Origin of the sequence: Pantoea phytobeneficialis (assembly GCF_009728735.1) — a bacterium.
GTDB lineage: Bacteria > Pseudomonadota > Gammaproteobacteria > Enterobacterales > Enterobacteriaceae > Pantoea > Pantoea phytobeneficialis.
Map to the genome: position 1 here is coordinate 43,476 of NZ_CP024639.1, position 14,279 is coordinate 57,754.

The 14,279-nt window shown below is 51.1% G+C and carries 8 protein-coding genes; 3 read left to right on the top strand and 5 right to left on the bottom strand.

Annotated elements, in window-relative coordinates; translation table 11 throughout:
- Together CTZ24_RS24210 and CTZ24_RS24215 are read right to left on the bottom strand one after the other, a co-directional pair.
- On the bottom strand, positions 1–705 hold the full coding sequence (locus CTZ24_RS24210; protein WP_208726996.1) for a response regulator: 705 nt from the start codon (positions 703–705) through the stop codon (positions 1–3).
- 135 nt (positions 706–840) lie between these two features.
- Complete coding sequence (locus tag CTZ24_RS24215; protein ID WP_208726997.1) at positions 841–1,182, bottom strand: hypothetical protein; 342 nt, start codon at positions 1,180–1,182, stop codon at positions 841–843.
- Positions 1,183–1,524: 342 nt separating this feature from the next.
- Here CTZ24_RS24215 and CTZ24_RS24220 point away from each other — a divergent pair, with 342 nt between their 5' ends.
- The 3 genes from CTZ24_RS24220 (at position 1,525) to CTZ24_RS24230 (ending at position 9,119) form a co-directional block, all read left to right on the top strand.
- Positions 1,525–4,737: an autotransporter domain-containing protein gene (locus CTZ24_RS24220; protein WP_208727069.1), complete on the top strand. Its 3,213-nt coding sequence runs from the start codon at positions 1,525–1,527 to the stop codon at positions 4,735–4,737.
- Between the two features lie 153 nt (positions 4,738–4,890).
- Positions 4,891–7,881 carry a hypothetical protein gene (locus CTZ24_RS24225; RefSeq protein WP_208726998.1) on the top strand — a complete coding sequence of 997 codons (2,991 nt, stop codon included), beginning with the start codon at positions 4,891–4,893 and terminating at the stop codon, positions 7,879–7,881.
- A 107-nt stretch (positions 7,882–7,988) separates the two neighbouring features.
- The gene (locus tag CTZ24_RS24230; protein ID WP_208726999.1) at positions 7,989–9,119 is read left to right on the top strand and encodes an HNH endonuclease signature motif containing protein; all 1,131 of its coding nucleotides are present in this window, start codon (positions 7,989–7,991) and stop codon (positions 9,117–9,119) included.
- A 141-nt stretch (positions 9,120–9,260) separates the two neighbouring features.
- Here CTZ24_RS24230 and CTZ24_RS24235 read toward each other — a convergent pair whose 3' ends face one another.
- From CTZ24_RS24235 to CTZ24_RS24245, 3 genes are all read right to left on the bottom strand, one after another.
- Positions 9,261–9,653: a nuclear transport factor 2 family protein gene (locus CTZ24_RS24235; RefSeq protein WP_208727000.1), complete on the bottom strand. Its 393-nt coding sequence runs from the start codon at positions 9,651–9,653 to the stop codon at positions 9,261–9,263.
- A gap of 118 nt (positions 9,654–9,771) precedes the next feature.
- Positions 9,772–11,463 (bottom strand): ABC transporter ATP-binding protein/permease, encoded by a 1,692-nt coding sequence (locus CTZ24_RS24240; RefSeq protein WP_208727001.1) that lies wholly within the window; start codon positions 11,461–11,463, stop codon positions 9,772–9,774.
- On the bottom strand, positions 11,463–14,234 hold the full coding sequence (locus CTZ24_RS24245; protein ID WP_208727002.1) for a M16 family metallopeptidase: 2,772 nt from the start codon (positions 14,232–14,234) through the stop codon (positions 11,463–11,465). The genes CTZ24_RS24240 and CTZ24_RS24245 overlap by 1 nt, the downstream gene beginning before the upstream one ends.
- Between the last annotated feature and the right edge of the window lie 45 nt (positions 14,235–14,279).

A 14,279-nucleotide genomic window follows, 5' to 3' on the forward strand; every position in this document is an offset into this window, starting at 1 on the left:
TTAGCGTTCCGATAATGCAGAAAACACGTAACCCACTCCACGCACCGTGATAATGCGTTTTGGGGAGCGCGGATCGTCCTCAATCAACTGGCGGATACGCCCAATATGCACATCAATAGCGCGGTCAAAATTGTCATAGCTCTCCCCGCGTACCGTCTGCCATATTTGCTCGCGACTCAACACCCGTCCAGCCTGGCGAGCCAGTGAAACCAGCACATCGAATTGCAACGAGGTGAGCAGGCAGGGCTGTTGTCGTAGTGTGACGGTCCGTGCAGCAGTATCGATCTCCAGCTCACCCGACTGGATCACGCTGATGTCACCACGTTGGGACGTCCCTGGACGCAAACGGCGAAGTACGGCGCGCATACGCGCCAGCAATTCACGCGGCTCAAAAGGCTTCGGCAGATAATCATCAGCGCCAACCTCCAGCCCGATGATCCGGTCCGCCGGGTCGCCTCGTCCGGTGACCATAATAATTGCCGGGTCGTTGTGAGACTCAGCCCTTATCTGGCGACATAATGCCAGGCCATCGGCATCTCCGAGCATCAGATCCAATAATACGACATCAAAATCCTTCATTTTCATGCGGGACTGCGCGTCTGAGGAGCTGGCGCTATGAAGTACATCAAACTCATATTGCTCCAGGTAAGGCACGATCATTTGCGCCAGACGGGTATCATCCTCAATGAGCAAAACTGTCGTCATGTCTTTAATATTCCTGTCAAAACGAAGCGGAGACATTTACAAAAGACAGCAGGAAAGGAGATGAGTTTCAGAAATTACAGGTGCAGGATAAAATCCCTGTATGTCAGATAGCTCAACGCGAGCAAGTCACAGACGTTAAATGTTGGTTGAAGGGTCGTACTCCCACTGCAATTCGTCACTATAAATCGTACCATCGTCATCCATTACCTGGGCGTTGAGATGCTTCGCAATTTCTAACATCTTTCTAAAAAGATATGTATCTGGCCATGTTGTATAAATATTACCTGCGCGCCAGTCAAGCCACGACTCATCATACAACGAGGGGCCAGACCACAATGAATGATATTCACCGTTTTTAATATCTCTTTTTAGTTCGTGATCGCTCTTAATATAACTAAGCCATTCGTCAGAAGTTATCTGTGCGTCATCGTTGTCGGCCCAAAACTCAGCTCTGGTTATGTGAAACTCAAGACCCATAATATTCTCCACTCACAATTTCAGCCTGTGATGTTGCCCAATGTATAGCAAGATTTGACTCTGGTGTTAGACCTGAATAGAAATCGATAAGATATCCACGACAACTCATTTAAATAAATTGGTGACACTTATAACTAAGCATACCACGCACACATAAGATGAATTAATAAACCACAGTAACTTTATGCCTACCCATGACACCTGGCAGATTTCTGCAATCCCGTGAATTGAAGGAAAAAAAGCCGCCACTCTCAGCTATCACTCGCCACACTTTCATGATATTTGTATTGAATAAGATTAATCTTAATTAATATAAAAAATATTCAATAATCAGGGTGAATGATGATGCGTTACGTTGAAAGGCTGCAACGGGCAGTGGGCTGGGTATTCACTTTTCTCATACTTTTCATATCCACGCTCACCTCCGCTTTTGCGCTCTCCACCGGTTGTACCGCACTCAACGCGCTGTCCGGTTCAACGTCACTGAATTACATAACAAATGCTTATCCTGCATCAGAGTTTGATGCTGGCGATACGCTATCGGTTTCCGTCACCGATAGCGGTGGCGCATATAATGGAGACCCATCTTCCTCCGATAGTTTTGGTATGACTGATTACGAGGAAACCTCATTCCAGAACTACTATGCCTCATCGTCAATCAGCAACTCTGCGCATACCGTGACGTTGAGTTATATGGCGGGAACCCTCTCAACCGATGGTGTTCGTCTGAGGCTGACCACATCACATGGTCAATTCAGCAATTTTGTTGTTACCTGCTCCGGTACGGCAGCAACTCCGTCCAGCGATGCAACATTGAGCAGCCTGGCACTTTCGGATGGTACACTTTCTCCCTCCTTCAGTGCCGGTACAACCAGCTATAGCGCATCCGTAGCGAACAGTGTCTCCACCATCACCGTTACCCCAACCACCACCGATTCCAATGCGACGGTCACGGTGAATGGCACCGCAGTGACATCAGGTTCTGCTTCTGCCGCCATCAGTCTGACAGCAGGTGCATCAACCGCCATTGCCATCGTTGTTACGGCCGAGGACGCCACAACCAAATCCTATACGCTGAATGTGACGCGAGCGGAAGCCGCTGTAGTGGCAAACAACAGTACCGCCACTGTCGCGGCGAACAGCGCAGATAACGTGATAACCCTCTCCACCAGTGGTGGCACAGCAACCTCTGTATCCGTTGCTTCGGCACCCGCACATGGCACAGCCACCGCGTCGGGAACCAGCATTACCTACACTCCGACCGCGGGATATTCTGGCAGCGACAGTTTCAGCTGGAACGCGACCAACAGCGCGGGAACATCGGCTAATGCCAGCGTGGACCTGACAGTCACGGCACCCACATTCACGTTCTCCCCTGCGGCCGGTGCGCTTCCCGCCGCCACGACAGACAGCGCATGGTCCCAGACATTAACGGCCACGGGCGGCACTGCCCCCTACAGCTGGAGCGCGACGGGATTGCCAACAGGGTTAACACTTAACAGCAGCACCGGTGTTATTTCTGGCACGCCGACTCAGACAGGAAGCTTCAGCATCCAGGTCACAGCAACGGACAGTAACAGTGCCAGCAGCACGGTTAACTACACTCTGAATGTCACCGCAGGTGGCACTGCGCCGGTTGCAAACGATGTCACAGCCACGGTCGATTCAGGCAGTAGCGACAACAGCATCACTCTGGCAATCGCCGGTGCAGTCACCAGCCTGCAAATTGTCCGTAAGGCCAGTCACGGTACGGCGCTGGTTGCAGGCACCAGCATCCGCTACACCCCAGTAAGTGGCTATTCCGGTAGCGACAGCTTCACCTACAGTGCAACCAACACATACGGTACCTCCCAGGAAGCAACGGTATCGCTGACGGTGACGGCCACCAGCCTGACAATGTCACCTGCCAGCGGCACATTGCCAACAGCGACGGCGGGAACCGCATACAGTCAGACCTTCAGCGTTTCAGGTGGCACGGCCCCTTACAGCTGGCAACTGAACGGGTCATTGCCCCAGGGACTGACTTTTGCGAATGGCGAGCTGAAAGGCACCCCAACTGCTGCGGGCAATGTTTCTTTTACCCTCATCGCAACTGACGCGAACGCGGCAGCCGTGCAGTCAACCTATACGCTGACCGTTAACGCCGCTGTCCCTGTGGCTGCTGATCACAGCGCCTCGTTGTATGCCGGACAGTCAGTGAAAGTAAATCTGGTTGAGGGTGCCACCGGCGGGCCTTTCACCGGTGCGCGTTTGCTCGATCAACCACAAAGCAGCCTCGGTACAGCGACTATCCAGTCCTCGGGGGCAACGTATCAGCTACTGTTTACCGCTGCGGCTCAGGCGAGCGGTACCGTTGCACTTCGCTATGAACTGAGCAGCGCATCAGGCACTGCTCAGCCAGCAACCGTCACCCTGACCATTGCCGACCGGCCCAATCCGGCCAGCGATGCTGACGTGATTGGCCTGATCAGCGCACAGGTACAGGCAGCGCAGAATTTTGCCAAAGCACAGATCCGCAATTTTAACGATCGTCTGGAGCAGCTTCACAGCGGTGCCAGTCTCCCTTCCGGGCACAATGGCATCCATTTCTCCATGCCGACCAGTCGCTCCGAACGAGATACCGATAAAGACCTGTGGGCCAGCGCCTGGCAGCAACAGCGCCACTATCAGGATGACCGCGCACAACCGCAACCGCCAGCCACACCTTTCGCCCGTCAGAGTGAGGACAGCCGCCTGTCATGGTGGACCGGTGGTTACATCGATTTTGGCAGTGATAAAGACGATGCCGTGCGTTTCAGCCATACCCTGGTGGGTATTACCACCGGCAGCGACTATCGGTTCACGCCATCCTTTACCGCAGGCATGGGGATTGGCTTTGGCCGCGACGTTAGCGACGTAGGCGACTCCGGTTCTCGGCAAAACGGACGCTCAATCAGCTCCGCCCTGTATGGCAGCTGGCACCCGGATGCGTTCTTTATTGATGGGTTGCTGGGTTATAGCAGTCTTGAGTTCGACAGCAAACGTTATGTGAGTGAGTCAGATGCATTTGCGCGTGGCAGCCGCTCCGGCCGTCAGTTTTTCAGTTCGCTGACATCAGGTTACGAGTTCCGGACTGCCAACAGCCTCATCTCACCCTATGCGCGCATTCAGTATTACCGTACCTGGCTTGATGGCTATGCCGAATCTGATGCTGGTGTATTCAACCTCGCCTACGCACCTCAGACGCTTGCACAGGTCGTGACAGGAGCCGGTCTGCGCGGCGAACACAGCGTGCCGACCCGTTGGGGCTTTGTGAAACTTCAGAGTCGTCTTGAGTATGCCAAACTGATGAATGACAACGGCAAAGCGCGCGTAGGCTATGCGGATGTGGGTAACGATACCTGGAGCATGTCGCTCTATCAGCAGAGCACCCAGACGCTGGCTCTGGGGTTCGGCATTGATTTTCTGCTCCCGCACGATATCACGCCAGGCATCGCCTACCAGGGCACACTCGGACTGGATGAGCAGCAGACACGTTCACAGATGATTATGGTGCGTGTGAATATCGGTTTCTGATTTACGCATAACATTTGCGTAGCGCTGCATACCCCTGCCCGGTGAATTCAGAGGCATGAAATCCAGGGCAGGATGTTATTGGAAATTTTACAGCGGAACTCTGTGTCAGAACTGCAGAGGGTCTCACCACGTCATCATGGAGAAGCCGGGCTCATGCCTCAGGATACTAAGCAACCACAGACTCAGATCGAAAAAGATCAGCAAGCCGCTCTTGAGGGTGTGTTACGTCTTAAACAAGAACTCGGGATGAAAACGTCCGGTTCTTCCAAAGCCCTCAACACTGCGACATCGCATGAAGATGAAGCGATTGAATTAACACAACGAGAACTGAAGACGGAAATCGCCAGTAAGAAGCAATCTGTCGAACAGCGTGAAAAGGAAGCTAAAGACCGACGTTCGCAGCTTTTGAATGCCGTACGGGTGTCCGCACCGGAGATCAACAAACCCCTTGTTGAAACATTCGAACGTTTAAGTCTGGAAAAGCAACAATTTGCTCAGAAGGAACTCGTCCGACTCTTTAAAAACGACGCGCAACTCCAAAGTGCGACTGATTTCTTTGACCTCAACCTGGCACAAAGAGAAGATCTGCTTGACCGGATCGGTTTCTATAAAGGACTCATCATTGATCACAGCCTGTCAAACCCGGTTGAAACAGGATTCAGGGAAGTTCTGAAGCGCCACGATTCTGCAAATCCGGGGCCTTGTAAAGTCGCCACCCTCCTCTACCGTAAACCTAACTTTTCGGGCTATTTCGAGAATTACTACACCTCATCGGAATCCCTGCATCAGGTCCAGAAAAATGGGGTTACGAATATCTCAACTTCACTTAATGTTGCGGCTGGAACGGTGGCCACCGTGGGTGTTGGCATATCGGGTGCCTACCATAACGCGGAGTCACAAAACGGCGGCGTTAAAGGGCAAACGATCTATACAACCGCAAACTTCTTTCTGCCTAAAGTTGAACTCTCATTCGATGAGTCTGAACCCTGCGCCAGTGATGAATTCGAATATGCCTGTAACCAGGCTCTGCTTAAAGGTGGGGTCGCCGAGTGCTTCAAAGAATTAGTGAAAGTGCTGGGAAGTTTTGGCCACTTTGTTTCTACACAAACGCTCGTGGGTGGTCGATTGTTTGCTACTGATGTCAAGGAGCTAACCGGTACCGAAAAGGATGCATCAATGACCACAAGCTTCGCGGCGAAGGTCAAAGTCGGTGTGGAGACATGGTCAGCATCGGTGGAAGCAGGGGTTTCGGCAGATTATGGCAGACAGACTGACACCCGCAGTAAGGATGTTGATGAAACGCAAACATACACCATTCATGCGGTCGGCGGCGAAGGTACGGTCGTCGAACAAGCCGGTCGATGGGCTGAGTCCCTGTATGAATACCAAAGATGGGCTGCTGTGCAGCGTGAAAAACTCATCCCCAGTATTGAAGTATTGAGTGAGGAACTGAGCAAACGGGTATGGGACATGTTAAAACAGTATGTCTCAAGTAATACCACGTCGCACCTTACTGGCGAATGTAACGCCTACTTCCTCTTTTATGGTGCTTACCAGACTGAGGTGGGTTACCTCGCAAGGCCTGATTATGTGATCATAAAAAATCTTGCCAGCCAGCATTGCCTCTCTCTCAAGGGCGAAACACCCCAGAATCCCGAATTATCAGCAAAACTCTTTGACTGGACACGTCAGCAGCTGTGGCGGGTAACGCCAGAAGGCCATCTCGTCAGTGCTATACCGGTAAAAAGTGGATTCCCAGGCCATAAGAAGTCAGTAGAATTTGCCCTGAGCGTGCTTGAACCTGTTCCCTCTTCAGTACCCGGCCCGACCGTCAAGAAAGATAGTGGCAAAGACACTGATGAAACCCCGGCAGTGAAAATCGAACCGAAGAAAGAATCATTGTTGCTGGGCCTGAGTGAATTAGGCTCCTCTCCGTATCAACGGTGGGAATTCACCGGTCGCGGAGAAATACACAATATCGCTTACGGCGCTGATTATGTCCTCTCCTTACCATTGAACGGTAAGCCTGAATTTCGCCTGCGCGGCAATACCCCATCAAGCACTGGATTGTGGCGTGTTGATGAAGCAACACCCGATGACCTGAAAAATATTGATGCATATGAGTGTTATGGCAAGCTGGTTCATCCAACTGGCCTGGTGTTGTCGGTGGAAGGATGTGAAGACACGGGATACAGCTTTGGGCGTTCAGAACAACGCAGAGTTCTCCTGCAACCCGATATTGGTGGACGACATCAACTGTGGAATCGCAAACAAGACGGGACGATAGTCTCGGCCATCCGTATTGGTAGCGATAATCCAGCACAATCATCCGATGTGTATCTCACCCTTGATCCACAGAAGAATGTGATCGCACGGGGGAAAAGTCTTTCTGCAGAGGCACTCAAATGTGATACCGATGACATGTTCTACGCCGGAGAAGTGCCTGCGAATAAGTTTTATCTCTACGCTGCCGTCAGACCAGATGAGACAGGCCAACCCGTTAGTATGGACGCAAAGGATGCTCATATTATCCGATATCATGATGTCGCTGTCGGAATCGTTCCCGCCAGCTTCAGCTCTGTCACCCCTTCCGGGAATATGCAGAGCTGTGAAAAGGTTAAAACCGTCGATAAAAGAGAACTGAAAGTTGACGGTTATTTAACCGGGATAGAGTTCATTCTCGAAAAACGTGGTAAAGACCGTAAATTGGTCAGTGGTGAATACCATCGACTTAAAATGAAAATTTCCGCTCAGAGACTAAGTGGAAGTGCGACAGAGGTCTGGGAGGACGAACCAGATAAAGATAAGGAAGATCGTGATTTCTTACATGACTATGGTGAAGTCTGTGTTGACGACCGTTTCCTGATTCTTCCCGAAGATCCTATATACGCCATCAGGTTGCGTGTCCACGAAAGTCCAAAAAAACACCTCGCCTTTGAGTATCAACTGGTTGATAAAGGCCCCTGGTTCGGTTTGGCAGGAATGAGTGAGAGCGCCAGGACACTGAATATTGATGAAATTAAAGTGCCAGGTGGTATGGATGCGGAAGCAGCGAATAAGACCAAAATTCGAGGTGTCGCTCTGGATTACGATCCGGCAGCCAGAACGCTAAGGCCGAAGGTTCTGCGTCGAATCACGGGATAATTCATGTTGATATCTTTTGGGTACTAACTCGTCACTCATTCCAGCAAAATCAGCGCTGATCGTTCCCAAGCGCTGAAACTTGCGTACTTATATAGTTCGGGAGAAATATGCGATTCATAGAAAACACAGACCAATTTAGATATGAGAATGCTGAATTACAGCCTTTTCCCGAAAATTTGGATGATGATAAGAAAACGAATGGCTTTGCCCCTGCCGTAAGGGACCATTTTTTAAGTTTATTACCTCAGGTAACCATTAATGAAGAGGTTGATGTTATTCTGTGCCCCTGGTGCCTTGAATTCACCGGTCATCATGCAACTCAAGTCGATCACATTATCCCAAAGCAAATCTTCCTTCGATATCAGCTTTATAAAAACAGAAACAGGCTGCATAGCAACACCAATATTAAATTAGAACTCGAAAAATATCTTCATGACACTGACAACCTGATAATTTGTTGCAATAAATGCAATAATGAGAAAGGTGATGATTTCCCGAAAAAATCCACAATGGATGATGCAATAGAATTTCATCGTCCGGCACTGTCAGACCTGTCTCATCTTGAACGGAAAACCCAACTGGCCTGGGAGATCATGTCAGTATATATGCCACAGGGAGACAAAAAACTCTTCAGCTATCTCGCGAAATGGAACGAGATGACGCTTTCTGAAGGGATTTTGACAAATAATTTATTGAATGAAGGTGAGAAGCAAATCCGTGCCTGGCGCGCGCCGGGATCAGGTATGCCATTCAAGGCACATCAGGTCTTCGAAGAGTTGGTAAACCATCAACTCCGAGCCGACTTAAATAACTGGACAGGCCGACTCTGCTTTTATTGCCTCGGTGTTTATCAGGATATGGCTTTTCAGATAGACCATATCGATTCCCGTTTGAAAGGACGTAACTGTCTAATAAATAATACAGATTACAACTTACTTGCAGTCTGCCGCGGATGTAATGGTGCAAAATCGGATAATATCATCACGGAAAGATTTTTAGTTTCACGTATTGAAGAACGAATTGAGAGAGGATGGCCTGGAATTGAAAGCGCAGGTTGGCACCCGACGTTAAGCAAGGAACAAACGATTCTCAGGGCGCATGATATACAGAAAAAATTACTCAACCTCCATCTCTACAAGCGACCAACAGAAGGTGAAATCAATAAATTCATCAAAGAATCTGAAGTCGCGATAAGAGCAAGAAAAAACAAAAGTAAGACGATGGAAATAGAAGAGTAACTAAGAGGTAAAGCGCTTCGCTTAATGCTCTGTTGCAAGGTTTTGTTCATAGCCCTGTCACATTTCCTGAGGGACTTTTATACGGCCCTCAGGGCATTATTTCTCAATGCATAGCGCTTAGGCAAAGTTTATGTTCAGGTATTAACTTCTGCTCCCCAGATCATGGTCCTGCTTATTTCCGCTGACCAGCCGGGTTAACTCGTCACAACGAATAATCCGATCTGATTCCAGGGTAAATCGTGCCATCACCTCTATTTCACTTTTTGTGTTGTCGCATTTTTCCACCTTCACGCGGTGGTGAGTGAACACCGTATCTCTTTCAGCAACAACGCTTAACAGCACCACCTCCATTTGCCTGGTCAGCGTTTTAAGCAATGCCATATGGCTGACAAAGCCCGGATAATCCAGGCATTTTCCGTCAACCTGCTGTTGATAGCTTGCGGCGAAATACGAGGCGATCATTTTCTCATCATGGCGTGGATTGCTCACAATCTCCTGCAAAGCATGAATGACGAGCTGACTTTGCTTATTCATATCCTTTCCTGCCTGATAAACACGGTTGTACCGACGCAGATTACAGGAAGCGCTGCGCGGTACAGTATCCGTAACAGGACAATGAATACCGATAACTGGCCATAACGATCAGCCGAGGTCAGCCACTCATTTTTTCTGCTCTGCTTACGCCTGCCACGCTATCCAGATTAAGGTGCTGACCAAAATGCTCATCGATTTCAGTCTGGTGTGTTACTGCAACCACGGTACAGTCCGGTAGCCAGGTTTTCAGAAGTTGCAGCATCTCCCGCGCCGACTGTGCATCCAGATTGCTGGTCGCTTCATCCAGCCACAGGATGTCCGGTTTCAACAGCAACGCGCGGGCAAATGCGAGTCGTTGTTTCTGACCGCCTGACAGTACCTGCTCCCAGTTCAGCCGCTTATCAAGCGCCCCACTCCACTCACCAAGACCGGTCTTACTGAGATACCGCACCAGTTTTTCCGAGTCTGGATCGGCAGGCTGCGGATAGCAAAGAACATCTCGTAATGTCCCTTGTCCGATATAAGCGCGTTGTGGCAGCAAAAGACTTTTGCCTTGCTGGCTTTGCCAGTGCCCTTCAAACCACGGCCAGACCCCGGACAGGGTTCGTAGCAATGTTGATTTCCCGATACCGCTTCTGCCGGAAAGTTTGCTCCAGCTCCCGGCAGGAAAACCGAATTGCATGTCTGACAACAGGGCTTTTCCCTGCGGAGTGGCAACCGTGAGTTTATCCACCTGTGTCATTTCACCCGACACACTGAGGTCCCGGTTGTTCTGGCACTCCGCGATTGCCTGGGAGAACTGCTCCAGACGCGAAATACTCGCCGACAATTCTACCAGGGCCTTATAAACACGGATGAACCAGCTCAGTGCCCCGTGAACCTGACCAAAAGCGGAACGTACCTGCATCAAACCACCCAGGGTGATCGTTTTTGCCATAAACAGGGGTAACGCGGCAAACACCGGCACAATCAGGCTGATACGGGTATAACCGGTGGTAAAGAAGCCAAGGTTACGCTCCCCGTTCATCAAGGCACGCCAGTTTTGTACGATGGCACCAAAGGCGCGATTCAGATGCTGTTTCTCCCAGGACTCCCCCTGATACAGCGCGATCTGCTCAGCGTTATCGTGCTTACGCAACAGGGCTGCGCGAAAGTCGGCTTCGGCGCGTTGTTTCTGATAATTCAGGCCATGCAGTTTCTTGCCAATCAGATGGGTCACCAGACTGCCCACCAGCGTGTAAAGCAGCGCAACCCAGACAAGATAACCTTTAATCACCCACTCCTGTCCGAACAGGGTGAAGGTCTGAACGCCCGAAAGCTTCCACAGGATCCAGACAAACGAGAACAGCTGAGCGCTGGTGATCAGGAACGACACCAACAGGCTGATGGTCTTATCAACGAAGAAGTTGATGTCTTCGGCAATACGCTGATCCGGGTTATCGACCTTTCCGGTGAGCGACATGTGGTAGTACGCCTGTTTCGCCAGCCAACTGTCCACAAGCTGGGCCGTCAGCGATTTACGCCAACGAATAATGAGCAGCCGGGTAAACCAATCCTGGTACACGAACACCCCGATATAAATCAGGATGAAGACGCAATATTCCTTAACCAGGCTGTAGACCTTTGAACCATCAAACTCACCCAACGCATCATAGAAGGATTTGCTCCAGTCGTTGATCAACACGTTCAGCCAGACGATCGATCCCCCCAGGCTCAGAATGACGGCCAGAATTAACCATGCACTCCAGCTCTGCTTGCCACCCCAGAACGCCTGGCTGAGTTGCCATACCGTGGCCAGTTTCTTCTTCATTATTTCGTCTCTTGCGGCAGAACCGTGTAAATCACCAGATTGTCCGGGTTGTAGATACGCGATGCCATCGCACGTACGCCGTCTGTCGTGATGGCTTTATCCAGTGATGACACGCGGGAGAGATAGCCTGGATTATCATAATGGCGATAACTCAGTATCAGACGTCGCTGTAGGGTGTAGTAATCATGCTGCCGTGAGGTCTCTGCACGCTGGAACGAAGCCTTCATTTCCTGCACGGTGCGATCATTTATCTGGCTGTCAGCATTCTTAAACGCTTTTTTGGCGATCTGAACCAGTTCCGCAGCACGTTCAGGAGAGGTACTGAAACGCAGTTCGGTTTCAATACGATTGGTTTTATCGTTGAGTACGGTTTCTAAACTCAGGCTGTAGATCCCACGGGCATCATCGCGTAAAACGTTTTTCAGATGACGGTTGACAAGATTTTTGGCGATGCTGACCTGGGCTGCCCGTTCCGGTGACCATACTTCGTTGCTGAAACTCCACAACCTCACCTCGGCTTTCGGCTCTTTGTTGAGTTGACTACGTCGTTCTCGATGTCCGGGCAAAGCGAGATAAGGTTCGGCAGGCAATCCGGCTCCGCGTTTAATGCCCGCCAGATACCGTTCAACAGCCTGTCTGAGGGTGGCTTCGGGAAGATTGGCCATCACAAAGTAAGTCACCGGTGCCGCGCTGATTTTTTGCCACTGCGTTGTCAGTTGCTCAGTATTAACGGCCGACAGTTGTGTTGCATCTGGCAGTTCAAGTGCCGGGCCGCCATAGCGCAAATCCGTCACCTCTATTTGGCGGAGAGCAAACAACGAACCTTCCTGCATAAGCCGTCGGCGCGCCAACATCATTACGCTGCTTTTCAGCGAGGCAGCATTCATATGATTATCAGTATGAAGTAGCTGATACGCGTGCAACAGGCTGTCCAATCGCTTGTAAGGTGCACTTCCGGTCACTTCCAGTGTGTCCGGTTGCTGACTGATATTCAGCCAAAGCTCCTGATCCCGTTTCCATTGCGCATAACCGTCGTCGGTCCAGCCGGTCGGTGCACCAAATCCTGCCAGTTGTGCAGCCAATTGTGCCTGCCAGGCGTTCAGCCCACGGCCCAGATAGCCCGCCTCGCTTTGTGCCTGGAACCACACGCGGTCTTTGGCCAACGGGGTTTTCATCCAGACCACGCGGTCGCCATTACTGAGTCGCCACTCCTGCACCGACTCTGCCGGGAAATTTTTCACGGATGTGCGTTTACCCGAGGTATCGTGTTCTGGTAATGGGACTGAGACCGATGTTTTTTCCTTCGCTACCGGAGTTAATGGCTCACCGGCGATCGTCGTCACCATCCGCTGAATTTCAGAAGGCAACGGCACACTGTAGACATACCTTCCCGGTACGCTGAACTGCACCAGTTGATCCGTGGCCTGTAACCACGTATTCAGGCGAGTGTTGATGTCGGCCATGTCGATGGTTTTAAGTTCTGCCACCGCCCGGACTCCGCGCTGTTGCGCGTCGGCATACGGCTGGTTCTGCTGCCACGCAATAGCCAGGGTCTGCACCCACTCAGAGAAAGTCCGGTTTTCCGGTTTTTCTTCCAGGCGCTTTGCCGCATCGAGGATGTCGCTCTTCACCCGTGCAAAGTCATCGACACTCAGTCCATAACGCATTAAGCGTTCGCGCTCACGAATCAACGTTGCCAGGCCCAGTTGAAAGTCACCCGGCATCACATCAACAAACAGGCCAAACGCGACGGTAGAGCGGCCTGTTTCGGATTTCCGCGCAACAATATTGCCAATGGAGTCTGGCAAGGCACTTTGCTGACGTTTGAGCTGACGGCTCAGCATAGTGAGGGTGATTTGGTTGATGAGGCGATCCCGATACCCTTCGGTACCCTGCATCTGTTTTTCATCAAAACGGTTTACCCACGAGACCTGGCTACCACCACTTTCCGAGTCCTGTAGATGGATCACTCGAAACTGTTTTTTCAGCTGCTGGTTGTATTGGCTTTCCTGACGGACCGGCACGGCAATGGCGGGCAACCCGGCAAAATGTTTTGTAATCAGCGCTTTGACTTTCTCTGGTTCAAAATCGCCGATGATCAGCAGGCGCATATTGTCCGGGTGATACCAGCGCTGATAAAAGGCTTTCAACGTGGCTGCCGGGGTAAGCTCAATCGACTCAACTTTCCCGATGGTTGGTCGGTCGGGATAAGGGGAATCCGCACGCAAGGCCGCGATGCGTTGCTGGTTCATGCGGGCTGCCACTCCGAGTTTGCCACGCCACTCTTCGAGGATGACTTTACGTTCATCATCCAGATCAGGCTGCGTTATACGCGCATGTGCCGTCATCTGTGCCAGTGCCTGTAAGGCCAGATCTAACCCTTTTACACCATCAGGCGGGCTCATCATGAACTGCGTACGTTCGTAGTTGGTTACCGCGTTATAGTTAGCACCGCGTGACCACCCCTTCTTAGCCAATGCCGCCGAAACGCCCTCAGGCCAGGCGTCACTGCCGCGAAAAACCAGATGTTCGACCATATGCGCCACGCCTGACTGATCGTCGGTTTCATCAAGCGACCCGGCTTCTACGCTCAGACGAATATCAATACGCCCGGCATCTGATTTAATCGGTGCCAGAGTGTACTGAAGCCCATTATCCAGTACGCCTTCAGTCACCACCGGCAGCGTTGTTTTTGCGTCTTCACTCAGCACGGGCTGGGATAAGACCAGCAGAAAGAGTGCGACCCCTGCCAATCCTCTGCGTTTACACATTTTTCTTCCTTATCAGACTCAGTGCTGCAACCGGCTGCCCGCGGT

Excerpts from the sequence above, each read along its gene's own strand:
- CTZ24_RS24225 (WP_208726998.1), top strand. The coding sequence starts at position 4,891 with ATGCCTCAGGATACTAAGCAACCACAGACTCAGATCGAAAAAGATCAG.
- CTZ24_RS24210 (WP_208726996.1), bottom strand. The coding sequence starts at position 705 with ATGACGACAGTTTTGCTCATTGAGGATGATACCCGTCTGGCGCAAATG.
- CTZ24_RS24230 (WP_208726999.1), top strand. The coding sequence starts at position 7,989 with ATGCGATTCATAGAAAACACAGACCAATTTAGATATGAGAATGCTGAA.
- CTZ24_RS24220 (WP_208727069.1), top strand. The coding sequence starts at position 1,525 with ATGATGCGTTACGTTGAAAGGCTGCAACGGGCAGTGGGCTGGGTATTC.
- CTZ24_RS24240 (WP_208727001.1), bottom strand. The coding sequence starts at position 11,463 with ATGAAGAAGAAACTGGCCACGGTATGGCAACTCAGCCAGGCGTTCTGG.
- CTZ24_RS24245 (WP_208727002.1), bottom strand. The coding sequence starts at position 14,234 with ATGTGTAAACGCAGAGGATTGGCAGGGGTCGCACTCTTTCTGCTGGTC.
- CTZ24_RS24235 (WP_208727000.1), bottom strand. The coding sequence starts at position 9,653 with ATGAATAAGCAAAGTCAGCTCGTCATTCATGCTTTGCAGGAGATTGTG.
- CTZ24_RS24215 (WP_208726997.1), bottom strand. The coding sequence starts at position 1,182 with ATGGGTCTTGAGTTTCACATAACCAGAGCTGAGTTTTGGGCCGACAAC.